The following is a 15883-nucleotide window of genomic DNA, read 5'->3' on the forward strand; positions in this document are numbered from 1 at the left end:
AATGCGTATGAATATCGAGAACATTGAAGCATTTGTATATGTGTTTCATTATGGCAGCTTCAATAAGGCGGCAGAGGTGCTCTTTCTTTCACAGCCATCGGTAACTGCACGGATTCAATCGTTGGAGCGGGAGCTGGACTGCCGGCTGTTCGATCGTTTGGGCAAGCAGGTGCAGCTGACTGAGAAAGGACGGCAATTTCTTCCGTACGCGCAGCAATTGCTGCAAATTTACCGCAAGGGCAAGCAGCACATCCAGCGGCAGCGGGCGATCCCCCATGAGCTGCGGATCGGCTGTACGGTATCGGTTTCCAACTACATGATACCGGAGCTGCTGCCGAAGCTGAAGGCACAATACCCTGGCCTGCAGATCAAGGTGACGACGTCCGTTACCGAAGACATCGTAAACAAGGTGCTGAATCGGGAGCTGGATATCGGCTTTGTCCGCAATGTAAGCCACCCGAATCTGCAATCGGTGAAGTATTATGAGGATCCGATTCGTTTATACACCTATGCGGACCATCCTCTTGCGGGCCATACGGAGGTACCGGTGGAATGGATCGTTGATCAGCCGTTTGTCTTCTTCGAATGCGGATCTCTGGACTGGCTTCAGATTCACCGGGTGTTTCAGAGCTTAAACAAGCCTCCGGCGATCGAGATCCATACCGATAATGCGGAAACGGCAAAGAAGCTGGTGTTGAACAAGGCCGGCATCTGCTTTCTGCCGGGACTGTGCGCGCGCAAGGAAGTCCGGGAACAGCTTCTGTTTCCGATGGATGTAGTCGAAGTGGCGGGGATTGCCCTGCAGACGAACATCATCACGCTAAACGAAGACCCGTCGGAGATTGTACAGTTTTTAATTTCTAATCGATTTGATTGAGGACAATGAACGGGAGTTGAACGTCATGGGAATCAGGCTCAGTATTTTGGACCAAACCCCCCTCATGCCGGAGGAAACGCCTTCGCAGGCTTTTCGGCATACGGTCGAGTTAGCTCGTTTGGCGGAGCAGCTGGGCTATTACCGCTTCTGGGTATCGGAGCATCATGATTCCGTGCGGGTCGCAGGTACTTCACCCGAGGTGCTCATTTCCTATCTGCTGGCGAAGACGGAGCGTCTCCGCATTGGCTCCGGAGGCGTCATGCTGCAGCATTACAGCCCTTACAAGGTTGCGGAAAATTTCAATGTGCTCGCATCGCTCGCGCCGGGACGGGTCGACCTGGGCGTAGGCCGCGCACCGGGTGGGCTGCCCCGTTCGACCAGGGCGCTGCAGCAGGGAGTCACGGAAGCGGCGTCGTTATCGGAGAAACTGACCGAGCTTCAGCATTATGTTACGAACCGGGTCCCGGACGATCATCCGTTTGCGGGCATTATTGCCGGGCCGGTTGCCGAACAACCGGCCGAAATTTATGTGCTCGGCACCAGTGCGGCCAGCGCGGAAATCGCGGCGGCTTCAGGCCTGCCTTATGTCTATGCGTTGTTTATCAACAACTGCGAGCAGACGGCCCAAGAAGCGTTCAAGACGTACTTGGAACGATTCCAGCCGAAGCACGGCCGTAATCCGCAGCCGATTCTGGCTTTGTCGGTTATCGTTGCAGATACCGAGAAGGAAGCGCAGGAGCTGGCAAGAGATTGTACGCTGGTCAAAATCAAGCTGGCCGGCGGCAGGACCCTGACTGTCGCAACGATTGAGCAGGCGGAGGAATACGGTCGGCAGTCCAACGAGGAATATACGATCGAGACGCAGCAGGCGCAAATCATAAAAGGGACGAAGGAATCGGTGCGCACCCAGCTCCTTGAGCTCCAGCGTGTTTACGGCATTCAAGAATGTATCGTTGTTTCTAACCACTTGAAAAATGCTGAACAGCGCATGCGCTCCTACACGTTACTGAAGGAGGCATTCGCTGAGGAGGAGGCGGCAGCATGGAAGCAAACGGCAGCGGAACGATCGTAAATGCCGAACAAATAGAGCGGAAAATCGTGGACATCCGGCGCCACCTGCACCAGTATCCGGAGCTGTCCCATGAAGAATTCGAGACGACCGCTTATATCCGTAAACTCCTTGAGGATGCGGGGATACGGATTGCGGCGCAGTACACTTTAAAGACCGGGCTTATCGCCGAAGTCGGGGGATTGCAAGGGGGACCCGTCATTGCATTACGGGCCGATATCGACGCGCTTCCGATACAGGAGGATACGGGGCTGCCCTTTGCTTCCAGGATTCCGGGGAAGATGCATGCGTGCGGTCACGATTTCCATACGGCTGTCATTCTAGGCGCAGCCTTTCTGTTAAAGGAGAAGGAGCACGAGCTGCCAGGTACCGTCCGGCTTGTGTTCCAGCCGGCGGAGGAGAAGGCCGCCGGAGCTGAAAAGGTGCTGCGGAGCGGCGCGCTGGAAGGGGTACGGGCAATCTACGGCATGCATAACAAGCCGGATCTGCCTGTGGGCACGATCGGCATCAGACCCGGGCCGCTAATGGCCGCCGCCGACGGCTTTCTTGTCGAGCTGGAGGGAATTGGGTCGCATGCGGCCGTACCGGAGGCAAGCGTTGACCCCGTTGTGGCTGCGGCTCATTTGGTCACGGCGCTTCAGTCGATCGTCAGCCGCAATGTAAGTCCGTTGGAGAGCGCTGTGATCAGTGTAACGCGTTTGAACACCGGAACGACTTGGAACGTGATACCGGAGACGGCGGTGCTCGACGGTACCGTGCGAACCTTCGACGAGGAGGTGCGCACAAGGGTGGTTGAACGATTCGGCGAGGTCGTCAACGGGGTTGCCGCCGCATACGGGACGAAGGCCAACTTGCGTTGGATTCAAGGCCCGCCTCCCGTCAACAATGATGCGGACCTGGCGGAGGCGGCCAGGAGGACAGCGGAACGGCTCGGCATCGCCGTCGTTACGCCGAAGCCGTCTCCGGCAGGAGAGGATTTCGCCTTTTACCAGAAACGAATACCGGGCTTTTTCGCCTTTATAGGGACGTCCGGGCCGAAGGAGTGGCACCATCCTGCCTTTGACGTCGATGAACGGGCCTTGTTCATCAGCGCTTCTTATTTCGCCGAATTGGCGTCTGCGGAGCTGAAACGGTTCGCTTCGGAGCTGTAATGCCGGGGAGGGGCGCTTGTCGGAGCGGTACCGGCCGATCTTCTGGAAGGGAAGAAGCCGGCCGTGGAGCCGGGGATGTTTTCATTGTCGCGTTTTACCACCATATCTGGCAGGAGGGAAAACTATGGGAGCAAAGAAAAACATTAAGCTTGGCGCCATTCTGCACGGCGTCGGCGGCAATATTTCCGGATGGCGGCATCCGGATGCGATCACAGACGCCAGCGTCAATTTTGAGCTGTATAAGAAATGGACGCAGAAAGCGGAGGAGGGCAAATTTGACTTCGTCTTTATTGCCGATGGCCTCTATATTACCGAAAAATCAATCCCTCATTTCTTAAATCGTTTCGAGCCTGTCACGATCCTGAGCGCTCTGGCCGGAATCAGTTCGAAGATCGGTTTGGTCGGCACGCTGTCTACCTCCTATAGCGAGCCCTTTACGGTTGCGCGTCAATTCGCCTCCTTGGACATGATCAGTCACGGAAGGGCAGGCTGGAATGTGGTGACTTCGCCGTTGGAAGGCTCTGCGCTAAACTATGGCAAGACGAAGCAGCAGCATCCGTCGCACCCGGAGCGTTACAAGATAGCCGACGAATATCTGGAAGTGGCGACGGGGCTGTGGGACTCCTGGGAAGATGACGCGTTCGTTCGCGACAAGGAGTCCGGCGTTTTCTTCGACCCGTCCAAAATGCACACGCTAAATCATAAGGGTGAGTATTTCTCGGTCAAAGGACCGCTGAATATCGCCCGATCCAAGCAGGGGCAGCCCGTCATCTTCCAGGCGGGGGCGTCGGAGTCCGGAAAAAATTTCGCGGCCAAATGGGCAAATGCCATCTTCACCGGCCAAGAGACGACGGAGGAGGCAAAACAGTACTACGACGACGTCAAGGGCCGGGCTAAAGCACTGGGGCGCAACCCCGATGAAATTGTCATTATGCCCGGTATCGGTCCGATTATCGGCCGGACGCAGGAGGAAGCGGAGCGTAAATATGAAGAAATAGCAGGTCTGGTATCGATTGATAAAGCTTTGGACTTTCTGGGACGCTTCTACGAACATCACGACTTCTCGCAGTATCCGCTTGACGCACCGTTTCCCGATATCGGGGATCTTGGAAGCAACAGCTTCCAGAGCGCAACGGACAAGATGAAAGCCTGGGCCAAGCAGGAGGGTCTCACCCTCCGTCAGGTGGCGCTGCGGGTTGCGACACCGAAGCCGACGTTTATCGGTACGCCGGAAGCCGTTGCCGATAAGCTTCAAGCCTGGTTTGAGGCGGGAGCGGCCGACGGCTTCATTGTCAGTTCAGCCGTGCCAAGGGGACTGGAGGAATTCGTTGATCTTGTCGTGCCGATTTTGCAGCAGCGCGGGTTATTCCGCAAGGAGTACGAATCGGATACGCTGCGGGGCCATCTCGGCTTGCCGGTGCCTGAGAACCGCTACGCGCAGAAACGAAAGGCCGTCACGCAGTAATAAACGTTGGAGAAGAGGATCCCCTCGGAAGACAGCACGAGACTGTCGGTACGGGGGGATTTTCGATTTATATGGAAAAGTTTAAAACATCTTCATTTTCCTCGCGCCTGCTGCTTTGTTTTATCCGATACTCCTTTGGTGAGACGCCGACCATTTTCTTAAACGCTTTGGAAAAGGTAAACAGATCGGGGTATCCGACCGATTGCGCAATTTCCGTCATCGTATAATTGGTCTGCTCTATCAGCTGCTTCGCCTCCTTCATCCGCAGCTGTTGAATGTATTGGATGGGCGTAACCCCGTAAGCTTTGCGAAATTGTTTCGTATAATGGGTTCGGTCCACGCCGACAAACTCTGCTGCACGCTCTACAGTAATCCCTTCCACATAATGAATTTCCAAATATTCCTTTCCTTTCTGAAGCCAGGAGACCGTCCGGTTGTCCTGCGCACTGGGCTGGATATTCGCGCCGGAAAGCTCTTCGAAGATGCTGTAGAACATCCGGAGCCTCGCTAAATCCGTATGCTCGTGAGAGCTGACCAGACGGTAAAATTCCCACATCAGTTGAATAGATTGGGGGGTGAGGGCGTCCGCCGCATGGGGAGTGTGCGGCCGGAGACCGATGCGGTCCAGCAAATGGAGGGCTTGCTTGCCGTCAAACGCAAAAAATATTTTGCGCAAAGGGGCATCCGGGTCCGTGTAATATTCATGTATCACCTGAGGAAACAGGCAAAACATATCATTTTTCTTCAGCCTGAAGGTTTGATGGTTTTGAATGAATGTTCCCTGACCCTCCAGTACAAACAGCAGGTAATAGTATGGAGACGTTCGAGGGCCGATATGGTAGTTAGGCTTTGCTATATTATGTCCCAAGCGGATCGGCCAGGCCGCCCCGGATTTCTCGAATTCGGAGGGGGTGAAAAAGTAAATCTCCAGGTATTCATGATGGTCCTCGCGCATATTGCCAGTCATGGGTTTCACCTCATTTTGCTATGTTTCTCCGGTTGATTTTGTTCATTATTGTATCATAACGCCACAAAATGACAAATTAAAATCACCTCATAATGACATTGACCCCACCCGGGGCGCTTGCTATAGTTTAATCACAAACTATTCCAAGCAGTTTTGTTGGATATCGACCGGTTCACTGGAGAATGTTCAAAAAAGGAGACTACAAGATGAGTAATCAGCAGAAGGAAATTCAGTTTGGGTGGTTTTTGCCTACAGCGGGTGACGGAAAGTATGTGGGGGTGGCACCGGAAAGAAAACCGACACTCGATTATTTGATCCAGGTGGCTCAGGCGGCGGAACATGCCGGATTCGGGTTCGTACTCATTCCGACAGGGGGAGCTTGTATGGATGCCTGGGTCGTCGGGTCCGCCGTGATGAGCCATACGAAGACGCTGCGGCCGTTGGTAGCGGTTCGTCCCGGTTTGACGGCTCCCGTCCTGGCGGCCCGGATGGCTGCGGCGCTGGACATCCTGTCGGAAGGCCGCGCGATGATCAATGTGGTGACGGGCAGCTCGGTTCAAGACTTGGAGGAGCTGGGAGACCCGCTGGCCCATGCTCATGACGAAAGGTACGAAAGAGCACGGGAATATCTCGAGGTCATGACCCGGGCCTGGACACAATCGGGCGGCTTATCCGCTTCGGAATTTACAAGGAGTAACATCGGGTCGGATCCGGAACGGCAGCAGCCTTTTGTCGGCAAGTACTATCAATTTCAGCGGCCGGTAAGTACACCGCTGACGGTCCAAAAACCGTATCCGCCCTTCTATCTCGGGGGCAGCTCTCCGATTGCCAAGAGAGTGGCTGTTGAATATGCAGATACATTCCTCATGTGGGGCGAGCCGCATGCCTGGATTCAAGAGCAAATCAAGGAAATCGAGAGCATACGAGCGGAGTACCGTGCGGAAAAGGGCATTGACCGTCCTCTGCGCTATGGCCTTCGAGCCCAGGTTCTTGTGCGCGACACGGAAGAGGAAGCTTGGGCTGCGGCATGGGAACTGATCAGCAAGGTATCTCCGGAGGCCATAGAACAGGCGCAGCGGCAGTTTGCCCAAACGGACGCAACGAACCAACGCAGGCAGAATGAATTGAGGGAGCAATCCAGGAACGATCGCTTCGTAGTCGGCCCTAATCTGTGGACGGGACTGTCGCTGGTGCGGTCCGGGGGAGCGATTCTCATCGTCGGCACCGCTGAGCAGGTGACTGACCGGCTGCTGGAATACGCTGAACTCGGCGTATCGACCTTCATCCTGTCAGGCTATCCCCACCTGGAGGAAGCGGAAATTTTCGGACGGGAAGCACTGCCGCTTTTCCGCAAAAAATGGGCACAAAAGCAGCAATCATAATCCAAATATGGAGTACAGGAGGTCTTCATGGTGAAATGGAATCAAGTTAGATCGATCTTATTGGCTGGCGCCGTATCCTCAATTTCCCTATTATCTGCTTGCGGCGGAACAAGCGGAGGAACAGCGTCTCCATCGGCTCCGGCTTCGGATGCCGCGTCTCCGCAGGCTTCCGACAAGCCGGTCACGATCAGCTTCCTTCATTGGCGGGGTGAGGACGTAAAGTCCTTTAACGGCATCATTGAGCAGTTCCAGAAGGAATATCCGAACATTAAAGTAGAGATGCAAACGATGCCTTCCGATCAGTATCAATCCACAGCGCAGGCGAAGCTTGCCGACGGATCCGTAGGCGACGTTTTTACCTCCTTCCCGGGAGCCCAGTTTCAGGCGTTATCGAAGGCAGGCATTTTTAAGGATCTCACTGGAGAGAAATTTCTGGAGAATTTCAACGAGCCTTTAATTCAGGTCGGGAAGAAAGACGGGAAGCAGCTTGCCATCCCTTATCAGCTCGTATATAACGATCCCATCTATAACGTGAAGCTGTTTGAGAAATACAATCTGACCCCGCCGAAGGACTGGGAAGGCTTTCTGGCGCTTTGCGAGAAGCTGAAGTCGAACGGCATTATTCCGATTGCGTTCGCGGGGGCCGATATCGGTCCGGGACAGTTGATGAACACGATGGTCATGAACAACGGACCGGCCGATATCTTTACGAAGGTCGAAGCAGGAGAAGCGAAGCTGACCGATGAATTTTGGGTAAAGACGTTAACGCAGTTCAAAGAGTTAAACGATAAAGGCTATTTCCAGCCGAACGCACTTGGCACGAAGGATGCCGCAGCAGGCGCACTGTTCATCCAGGAGAAGGCGGCCATTCTGGCCAGCGGTTCTTATCAGCTGGCGCAGAACAAGCAGCAGAATCCGAATCTGGTGCAAAAGCTGCTCGCTCCGATCACTGTCACCGCCGACAAAGCCGTCTATGAAGGCGTTCATACAAGCACCTTCCTGTTGGCGGTAAATAACAAGTCCAAGCATCCGGAAGAAGCTAAGAAATTTATTGAGTTCTTAAGCCGCAAGGATATCGCGGGCCAATATGCAAACGAGACAGGGCAGAATGTGACCGTTAAGGATGTGCAATACACCACCGATGAGCTGAAAGCAGCGGCAGAATGGGCGAATAAGAAAACCTTGTTCCAGCCGCGATTTACGATTACAAATGCCGAGAATCAAAAGGCGGTCACCAATTCCATTCAAGCCGTGTTGAGCGGCAAATCGCCAGAGGATGCTGCGAAGGAAGCGCAGGCGATTGTCGATCAGCAGCTAAAGAAATAAGCGATGAGAAATCGTAAGGCTCTATGGCTTTTTATTCTGCCCGGCACCTTGCTCTATGGTTTTTTGTTTCTGTATCCGACGATATCGGGTTTATTCTATTCCTTCACCAACTGGGACGGCGTTTCGCCGTCCTATCGGTTCATTGGCTTGGACAATTACATCCATACGGTACAAAACATTGTGTTCCAAAAAGCGTTGGCCAATAATGTAAAGTTTATGTTGGTTGTCGTTCTTTTTCAAACGCTCATTTCGTTATCCTTGGCGTTGCTTTTGGTCAAAAATACAAAAATCAACGTATTTCTGCGCGCCCTTTATTTCTTTCCAACCATTTTGTCCTCGGTTTCCGTGGGACTGATCTGGGCATTTATTTACGACCCTTCCATCGGCCTGTTGAATACGGGATTGCAACAGGCGGGGCTTCAAGCCTGGACGCAGAGCTGGATCGGAGATGTGAAGATCGCATTGTATTCGATTGCGGCCGTTCAGGTTTGGGCGCATGCCGGACAGATGATGATCGTATTCGTCGCCGGGCTGCACTCCATCCCTGTGGAGCTGTATGAGGCGGCGAAAATAGACGGCGGCGGACGATGGCAGGTTTTTCGTATGGTCACCTGGCCGCTGCTGGCTCCGTCGGCAACGATTGTAGTGGCTTATACCACGATTCAGTCGTTCAAAGCGTTCGATCTCATTTTTACGATGACCGATGGGGGGCCAAACTATTCGACTGAAATTTTAACGACTTATATTTATCACCTGGCCTTTGCCAGCTATTCCTTCGGAGAGGCTTCGGCCGTTTCGGTATTGTTTCTCATTTTATTGTCTGTTCTGACGGTACTGCAGTTTAAAGCCCTGCGGGCAGACCGTGTATCGTATTAAAGAGAGGTTGAAGCGTCATGCTGATGAAATGGACTGGCCGACTGATACTGTTTCTGTATGCGCTGCTGATCGCGCTGCCTCTGTATGTCGTATTGATTTCCGCGTTCAAGTCGCCGCAGACGTTTTTTGCCAACCCGCTGAACTGGCCCAAGCCGTTCACGTTGACTAATTTTGTGTCCATGTTCAAGGAGCAGCCGATCTGGAGCTATTTTCTGAACAGCATCATCGTAACCTTGGGTTCCGTACTGTTGGAGCTCTTGCTTGGCAGCATGATCGCTTATGCGATTTTTCGCCTCGGAGGCAAAATGGGCAAAGGGATCTTCGCGTTGTTCGCAGCGGGTCTGATCGTTCCTTCGCAGGTGAACATGCTGCCGATCTACTCGCTTGCGCACAAGCTGGGCTGGTCTGATCAGCTGTACGGACTCGTGCTGGTCACCGTCGCCTTATTGCTGCCGGTGACGGTCTTTATGCTGGCGGGCTTTATGCAGCTGCTCAGCAAGGAAATTCTAGAAGCGGGGAGCATCGACGGAGCGGGAGAGTGGACGCTGTTTACCCGATTTGCCCTGCCGTTGTCCGCCCCCTCGATCGCAGCTGCGGCCTCGTTCCTGTTCGTGATGGTATGGAATGACCTATTGATTCCAATGCTGATGATTAACGGCAAGTCAAAGCTGACGCTGCCGCTGGCCATGCTGCAGTTTCGCGGAGAGTATGTCACCAATTATCCTATGCTTTTAACGGGAGTTGTGGTCACCTCGGTGCCGATGGTTCTGCTGTTTCTGTTCCTCCAGCGCTATTTCGTTGCAGGACTTACCGCGGGTTCGCTTAAGGGCTGACGTCAGGACTTATTGAAAATAAGGATGGCCAGAATGGTTCTTTGCCATATAAACTCTCTCCAGGTATGTCACAGATCATTGCGATTTGCTGTGATTGCAATCACACAGCCGGGCGGTTTCAGCTATTATACTTGGCTCATGGAAAGCAAACAGCTTGTGACAATGGAGGGAATGGTTATGCTAAGCAAAGAAACGATTCGGATCATCAAGTCAACCGTGCCGGTATTGGAAATCCACGGAGTGAACATTACCAAACGTTTTTATCAGCTGTTATTTTTGAATCATCCGGAACTATTGCATATTTTTAATCATGCGAATCAGAAGCAGGAACGGCAGCAGACCGCTCTTGCGAATGCCGTCTACGCCGCGGCCATGCATATCGATCATTTGCCGGCTATTCTCCCCGCTGTAAAGCAGATTGCACATAAGCACCGCAGCATTGGCATTCAGGCGGAGCATTACCCGATCGTCGGGAAATATTTGCTTGTCGCCATCCAGGATGTGCTGGGCGAGGCCGCAACGGAGGAGATTATAGCGGCATGGGCTGAAGCCTATAAAGTCATTGCTGATGTTTTTATTGGCATGGAAGCCGGCATGTATGAGCAGTCCGCGCGGCAGGCCGGCGGCTGGGAAGGGTATCGGGACTTTGTGGTGAAGCGCAAAGTGAAAGAGAGTGACGTGATCTCGTCGTTTTACCTTGTTCCCCGGGATGGCGGGCCGTTGGCCGGTTTTGAACCAGGGCAATACGTAAGCGTCAAGCTGGAAATTCCCGGGGAAGAATATACTCAAATTCGGCAATACAGCCTTTCCGATGCTCCCGGGAAACCGTACTACCGCATCTCCGTCAAACGCGAAGAGGGGCATCCGGATCGCCCGGCAGGCAAGGTGTCCGTATATTTGCACCTGCAGGTGAAGGAAGGCGATATCCTCCGGTTATCGGCTCCCGGCGGTGCCTTCACGTTAAACCGCGAGGACCCGCGTCCGGTTGTTTTGATCAGCGGCGGAGTCGGAATAACACCGATGATGAGCATGCTGAATACACTGGCAGATACGGATCCGCAGCGTCCGGTGATCTTCATACACACGGCTGTGAACGGAAACATGCATGCCATGAGGGAGGAAGTTAAATCGCTGCTGCCCAAGCTTCCTCATTTATCGGTTTACTTCTGTTATACAAGACCGACGGATTCCGATAAAACGGCCCGTGTGCACCATCATGAGGGATACTTGAACCTGCCGTGGATGAAAACGGTGATTCCGACCACGGATGCCCAATTCTATTTTTGCGGTCCGGTTTCGTTGATGAAGACGGTATACCGGGCATTGAAAACCTGGGGTATTCCCGCAGCCGATATGCATTATGAATTTTTCGGACCGGCGGTGAGTCTGGACGATGTCGCCGAGCCGGCGGGAGCAGGCGGCTAACCCGATCTGAATTTAAACGTCGGCTTTATTCGATTGGGCCCGCAGCAGCCTGTTGACCGTCTCGCGACGGAGCCCGATCAGTTGGCCGATTTCGTCTTGTGTGAGCACATCCGTCAAAGGTTTGGGTCCGATATAGGTTGCAAACCATTGCTGCAGCTTTCGCAGTTTGTCCGCAGGAGCGATTTGGCTCAATTGGTCTATTCTTTGCTGCATCATGCGAAGCTTGTCCTGCAGGAGCCGGGCGATCTCAAGGCATTTCTCGGGCTCCTGTTTCAAGCTGCCGTACCACTGCTGCGGGGGAAGCGTTTCGATTTCGCTTGTTGTAAGTGCAATAGCCGTTGCGTGATAAGGCATTGGACTGATCAAGGAATGATGAGGAATGATTTCCCCGGGTACGATGATATTGATTAAAACCGGATTTCCGTTTTCGTGTAAGCGTACGATTTTGAGCAGTCCGCTTTTTACGTGATAGAGGGGGCCGGTTTCCCCTTGGCGAAACAGTGTCTCACCCTTATGCAGCAGCATCCCAAACACCTCATTTATTGGAAACGCCCGATGGTTTATGACGGGCGTTTTTTACTTATTTAAAGATATAGACTTTTCCGGACGGTTGCAAGAACATACGAATGGAGAAGGGAGACCGCGTTAAGCAGGAATCCCTTTCAATGCATCTTCCCTTGGAACTGTGTTATGATACTTGTATACTGGAATGGACAAAGGGGAAGTCTTATGCAAAATATTCAACAATTTAAATCGGAATTTTTCAAAGCGTTGGCTCATCCGATGAGAATCCGGATTCTTGAAGTGTTAAGCGAAGGAGATAAGAATGTCAACGAACTGCAAAATATATTAGGCTCTGAAGGTTCGGCCGTTTCGCAGCAGCTGGCCGTGCTGCGGAATAAGAATGTGGTTTATGGCCGAAAAGAGGGGACTTCCGTCATTTATTCTTTACGCGATCCATTAATTAAGGATCTGTTGGCTGTGGCCAAACAAATTTTCGATAATCACCTGGTCGATGCGATTACGCTGCTGGAAGATATCCGTAAAGATTAGTTCCGAACAAGGAAAAGGGCAGGAAATGAAGCGTGGTTTCGCTTTAAATCGATTTGATGATTGTACTTTAAAGAGATGATCATTCTTGGCATTTGACAAAGGTGGAACAGGGACGTATCATCCTTTATATATTCAAATAATCAAATATTTAAAGAAAAGAAGGTTAGTCCGAATGAAACCCACTGGCAGATTTAAAGGTTATACCATGATTGCTTTTCGCAAAGATCTGGTTTCCGGACTGATTGTGGGGGTTATTGCCATTCCGCTTGGAATGGCTTTTGCCATTGCATCCGGCGTCAAGCCGGAGTATGGGATTTACACAACCATCGTAGCCGGAATTTTAATTTCCTTACTGGGGGGCTCTAAATTTCAAATCGGCGGGCCGACCGGCGCATTTATTCCGGTCCTGCTTGCCATCGTATTGCAGTATGGATATGAAAACCTGCTGATTGCCGGATTTTTGGCCGGGATACTTCTCGTCCTGATGGGAATATTTAGATTAGGGACTCTGATCCGGTTTATTCCGAAGCCTGTCACGATTGGCTTTACCGCCGGCATCGCCATTATCATATTCAGCGGCCAGATCGCCAATTTTTTGGGCTTGCGCGATATCGCCAAACATGAAGATTTCTTTTCCAATATGAAAGAAATCGCCATCCACCTACCGACGTTTAACGGCTACAGCATTCTGACGGCGTGTATTTGTTTGGTGATTCTTTTATTGTGTTCCCGGTTTACGCCTAAAATTCCGGGGGCATTAATAGGGCTTATCGTTTCCAGTGTGGTTGCTACTTTGTTGTTTAACGGGGAAGTGGCTACGATCGCTTCGACCTTCGGGCCTATTCCAAACACCCTGCCGCACTTCCAATGGCCGTCTCTGACCTGGGAGAAAATCGAAATGATGCTGATCCCGGCTTGTATTATTGCCATGTTAGGCGGAGTTGAATCGCTTTTGTCCGCGCTGGTTGCCGATGAAATGACAGGAACCCGTCACAACAGCAACCGGGAATTAATCGGTCAAGGCATTGCCAATATGGTGACTCCGTTATTCGGAGGCATACCGGCTACCGGGGCCATTGCACGGACGGCAACCAATATTAAAAATGGCGCCGTTTCCCCCATGTCGGGTATTATTCACGGCTTTATTGTACTATTGGTGCTGCTTCTACTGGCACCGTACGCATCCCTTATTCCGCTTGCAAGCATGGCTCCGATTTTAATGATGGTCGCCTGGAATATGAGCGAGCGCAAAGAATTCGTACGTATCCTAAAGACGAAAACCAATGATTCCATCATTCTCTTGGTCACATTTTTATTAACCGTATTTACAACGCTGACCATCGCAGTAGGGATAGGTTTAATTTTATCCGTATTATGGTTTGTCAAGCGAATGAGTGACTTGAATACCGTTTACGAAATGCCGTCGAACCATTCGGCCAAGCAAGTGAAGGTGAAAGCGCTTATGGACGCCGACAGCCGGGAATTGCACCATATGAACATTTATACGATTGAAGGGCCTCTTTTTTTCGGGACAGCTCTTCCTTTGGAAGAGAGTATTCTCGGCAATCTGCATCATAAGTCAAAGATACTGCTGCTTCAGATGGGGAAGGTTCCGTATATCGATACGACAGGGGCGGCCCATCTGGACCGGCTGATCGGGCATGTGGTGAAATCGGGCGGTGTGGTGCTGTTATCGGAAATAGGGCAGCAGCCCTTATCCATTCTGGAAAGGACAGGGCTGCTCCAACGTGTAGGTCGTGATCACGTATTCGGTCATACGAGCGAGGCGATCGAATTTGCTATAAAAAGACCGGCGAGAATCCGCTATGCCGAAAGCACAGCGATGAAATAATTTCGCCTGACGGCATGTCCATGGTGCTGCGAACCGGTACATCCGGCCGGCGCCTGAGAACGATCCGGAAGGCCGGCTGCACCGAAAATGGGCCGACCAACTGCAGTTAAAACGACTGCGGTTGAGTCGGCCCCGATTTTATGTACCCATCTTGTTAAGAGCGCCATGAAGAACAGGGTCGTCCCTCCGTCATTTTCATGACTATTGGAACGGCCCTTTTTCAATTAAGGATGAATGTTCTTTATAAGGTTAGACCGATTTGGGAACACTGTTTTTGATCGGTTGAGTTTCTTCCGCCGTTTGTCCTGCTGCGGATTCAAGCTGCCCGCCAGGATGAAATTCGTTTTCCGATTTGGCGACGATGACGGTGGCTACGCCGTTGCCGATCAGATTCGTAATGGCGCGCGCTTCCGACATGAACCGGTCGACGCCGAGGAGCAGAGCCATACCCGCCAGAGGGATGGAAGGAAAGGCGGCCAAAGTGGCGGCAAGCGTGATGAATCCCGAACCAGTGACGCCCGCCGCGCCTTTTGAGGTTACCATCAGTATGCCAAGCAGCGTAAGCTGCTGCCAGATGGTCATTTCCACCCCGGATGCCTGGGCGACAAACATGGCGGCCATCGACAGGTAGATGGCCGTGCCGTCCAGATTGAACGAGTAGCCGGTAGGGACGACCAAACCGACGACCGACTTGGAACAGCCGTATTTTTCGAGCTTATCCATCATGCGCGGCAGTGCCGACTCGGAGGAAGAAGTGCCCAACACCAGCATGATTTCCTCTTTAATGTAAGCGATAAATTTAAATATGCTGAAGCCGTATGCTTTGGTGATCATTCCGAGAACGACAATGATAAACAAAGCCATCGTAATATAAACCGAACCCATCAGCTTTCCTAAAGAAGTAAGGGACTCAATCCCGAATTTGCCGATCGTATACGACATGGCGCCGAAGGCGGCAATCGGAGACACTTTCATGACCATGTTTACGACACCGAAAAAGGCGTGCGAAAGCTTATCGAACAGATCAATGACCGGCTTGGCCTTGTCGCCCATAGCGGTCAAAGACAAACCGAACAGGATCGCAAAGAACAGAATCGGCAGCAGATCTCCGCCGGCCATGGCGGCGACGACATTATCGGGTACGATGCCTACAAGAAAGTCGACAAAGCCGTGATTGGATTGTTCCGCCGCTTTCTCCGTGTACTTGGAAATGTCTCCGGTTGCTTTGGAAGCGTCGATCCCTGCACCCGGTTTAACCAAGTTGACAACCACAAGACCGATCGCCAGAGCGATCGTGGTAACGATTTCGAAATATAAAAGCGCTTTCCCGCCGATGCGGCCAACTTTTTTCATATCGCCCATGTTTGCGATCCCGTGCACAACGGTAAAGAACACGATAGGCGCAATAACCATTTTGATTAACTTGATAAAGACATCTCCAAGGACTTTCAATTTTTCGCCCGTTGCGGGAAAGAAATGTCCAAGGAGGATGCCTAGTATGATGGCAATAACGACTTGAACGGTTAAGTTTCTCAAATTGATCCGGAATTTCATGGGACAGCCTCACTTTCACTTTTTTGAAAACGTTTTTTCGTGTCCCAAGTGTA

Annotated in this window: 14 protein-coding genes; 11 read left to right on the forward strand and 3 right to left on the reverse strand. The window is 52.1% G+C overall.

The window, feature by feature from the left end; all coding sequences use genetic code 11:
• Positions 1-7 precede the first annotated feature (7 nt).
• The 4 genes from NR121_RS05490 (at position 8) to NR121_RS05505 (ending at position 4562) form a co-directional block, all read left to right on the forward strand.
• Positions 8-877, forward strand: a complete 870-nt coding sequence (locus tag NR121_RS05490; protein WP_054817481.1) for a LysR family transcriptional regulator — start codon at positions 8-10, stop codon at positions 875-877.
• A gap of 25 nt (positions 878-902) precedes the next feature.
• Complete coding sequence (locus NR121_RS05495; RefSeq protein ID WP_062409806.1) at positions 903-1949, forward strand: LLM class flavin-dependent oxidoreductase; 1047 nt, start codon at positions 903-905, stop codon at positions 1947-1949.
• A complete protein-coding gene (locus tag NR121_RS05500) occupies positions 1919-3097 on the forward strand; it encodes an amidohydrolase (RefSeq protein ID WP_062409805.1) in 1179 nt (392 codons plus the stop codon). The genes NR121_RS05495 and NR121_RS05500 overlap by 31 nt, the downstream gene beginning before the upstream one ends.
• Before the next feature lie 124 nt (positions 3098-3221).
• Positions 3222-4562, forward strand: coding sequence for an LLM class flavin-dependent oxidoreductase (locus NR121_RS05505; RefSeq protein WP_062409804.1), 1341 nt, complete (start codon positions 3222-3224; stop codon positions 4560-4562).
• A gap of 67 nt (positions 4563-4629) precedes the next feature.
• Here NR121_RS05505 and NR121_RS05510 read toward each other — a convergent pair whose 3' ends face one another.
• On the reverse strand, positions 4630-5529 hold the full coding sequence (locus tag NR121_RS05510) for a helix-turn-helix transcriptional regulator (RefSeq protein WP_062409803.1): 900 nt from the start codon (positions 5527-5529) through the stop codon (positions 4630-4632).
• Between the two features lie 206 nt (positions 5530-5735).
• On the opposite strand from NR121_RS05510, the gene NR121_RS05515 reads away from it, so the two are divergent.
• The 5 genes from NR121_RS05515 to hmpA all read left to right on the forward strand — a co-directional run bounded on the left by NR121_RS05515 (position 5736) and on the right by hmpA (position 11371).
• A complete protein-coding gene (locus tag NR121_RS05515; protein ID WP_062409802.1) occupies positions 5736-6911 on the forward strand; it encodes an LLM class flavin-dependent oxidoreductase in 1176 nt (391 codons plus the stop codon).
• Between the two features lie 27 nt (positions 6912-6938).
• Positions 6939-8237: an ABC transporter substrate-binding protein gene (locus NR121_RS05520; RefSeq protein ID WP_054817482.1), complete on the forward strand. Its 1299-nt coding sequence runs from the start codon at positions 6939-6941 to the stop codon at positions 8235-8237.
• A 3-nt stretch (positions 8238-8240) separates the two neighbouring features.
• Entirely contained in the window at positions 8241-9113 is an 873-nt protein-coding gene (locus NR121_RS05525; RefSeq protein ID WP_062409801.1) for a carbohydrate ABC transporter permease, read from the forward strand.
• A 17-nt stretch (positions 9114-9130) separates the two neighbouring features.
• Entirely contained in the window at positions 9131-9946 is an 816-nt protein-coding gene (locus NR121_RS05530; protein WP_062409800.1) for a carbohydrate ABC transporter permease, read from the forward strand.
• Between the two features lie 177 nt (positions 9947-10123).
• The gene (hmpA, locus tag NR121_RS05535) at positions 10124-11371 is read left to right on the forward strand and encodes an NO-inducible flavohemoprotein (RefSeq protein WP_256830863.1); all 1248 of its coding nucleotides are present in this window, start codon (positions 10124-10126) and stop codon (positions 11369-11371) included.
• 12 nt (positions 11372-11383) lie between these two features.
• On the opposite strand, the gene NR121_RS05540 is transcribed toward hmpA, so the two are convergent.
• Positions 11384-11896 (reverse strand): Crp/Fnr family transcriptional regulator, encoded by a 513-nt coding sequence (locus NR121_RS05540; RefSeq protein WP_054817483.1) that lies wholly within the window; start codon positions 11894-11896, stop codon positions 11384-11386.
• 204 nt (positions 11897-12100) lie between these two features.
• Here NR121_RS05540 and NR121_RS05545 point away from each other — a divergent pair, with 204 nt between their 5' ends.
• Together NR121_RS05545 and NR121_RS05550 are read left to right on the forward strand one after the other, a co-directional pair.
• Complete coding sequence (locus NR121_RS05545) at positions 12101-12424, forward strand: ArsR/SmtB family transcription factor (RefSeq protein ID WP_235594164.1); 324 nt, start codon at positions 12101-12103, stop codon at positions 12422-12424.
• Positions 12425-12596: 172 nt separating this feature from the next.
• Positions 12597-14276, forward strand: coding sequence for a SulP family inorganic anion transporter (locus NR121_RS05550; RefSeq protein ID WP_062409799.1), 1680 nt, complete (start codon positions 12597-12599; stop codon positions 14274-14276).
• A 249-nt stretch (positions 14277-14525) separates the two neighbouring features.
• On the opposite strand, the gene NR121_RS05555 is transcribed toward NR121_RS05550, so the two are convergent.
• Positions 14526-15830 carry a dicarboxylate/amino acid:cation symporter gene (locus NR121_RS05555; RefSeq protein ID WP_054817488.1) on the reverse strand — a complete coding sequence of 435 codons (1305 nt, stop codon included), beginning with the start codon at positions 15828-15830 and terminating at the stop codon, positions 14526-14528.
• Between the last annotated feature and the right edge of the window lie 53 nt (positions 15831-15883).

The sequence above is a fragment of the Paenibacillus sp. Pae15 genome (genome assembly GCF_024519685.1).
GTDB lineage: Bacteria > Bacillota > Bacilli > Paenibacillales > NBRC-103111 > Paenibacillus_G > Paenibacillus_G naphthalenovorans.

Excerpts from the sequence above, each read along its gene's own strand:
- NR121_RS05510 (WP_062409803.1), bottom strand. The coding sequence starts at position 5,529 with ATGACTGGCAATATGCGCGAGGACCATCATGAATACCTGGAGATTTAC.
- NR121_RS05500 (WP_062409805.1), top strand. The coding sequence starts at position 1,919 with ATGGAAGCAAACGGCAGCGGAACGATCGTAAATGCCGAACAAATAGAG.
- NR121_RS05550 (WP_062409799.1), top strand. The coding sequence starts at position 12,597 with ATGAAACCCACTGGCAGATTTAAAGGTTATACCATGATTGCTTTTCGC.
- NR121_RS05525 (WP_062409801.1), top strand. The coding sequence starts at position 8,241 with ATGAGAAATCGTAAGGCTCTATGGCTTTTTATTCTGCCCGGCACCTTG.
- NR121_RS05545 (WP_235594164.1), top strand. The coding sequence starts at position 12,101 with ATGCAAAATATTCAACAATTTAAATCGGAATTTTTCAAAGCGTTGGCT.
- NR121_RS05490 (WP_054817481.1), top strand. The coding sequence starts at position 8 with ATGAATATCGAGAACATTGAAGCATTTGTATATGTGTTTCATTATGGC.
- hmpA (WP_256830863.1), top strand. The coding sequence starts at position 10,124 with ATGCTAAGCAAAGAAACGATTCGGATCATCAAGTCAACCGTGCCGGTA.
- NR121_RS05505 (WP_062409804.1), top strand. The coding sequence starts at position 3,222 with ATGGGAGCAAAGAAAAACATTAAGCTTGGCGCCATTCTGCACGGCGTC.
- NR121_RS05530 (WP_062409800.1), top strand. The coding sequence starts at position 9,131 with ATGCTGATGAAATGGACTGGCCGACTGATACTGTTTCTGTATGCGCTG.
- NR121_RS05520 (WP_054817482.1), top strand. The coding sequence starts at position 6,939 with ATGGTGAAATGGAATCAAGTTAGATCGATCTTATTGGCTGGCGCCGTA.
- NR121_RS05540 (WP_054817483.1), bottom strand. The coding sequence starts at position 11,896 with ATGCTGCTGCATAAGGGTGAGACACTGTTTCGCCAAGGGGAAACCGGC.
- NR121_RS05495 (WP_062409806.1), top strand. The coding sequence starts at position 903 with ATGGGAATCAGGCTCAGTATTTTGGACCAAACCCCCCTCATGCCGGAG.
- NR121_RS05555 (WP_054817488.1), bottom strand. The coding sequence starts at position 15,830 with ATGAAATTCCGGATCAATTTGAGAAACTTAACCGTTCAAGTCGTTATT.
- NR121_RS05515 (WP_062409802.1), top strand. The coding sequence starts at position 5,736 with ATGAGTAATCAGCAGAAGGAAATTCAGTTTGGGTGGTTTTTGCCTACA.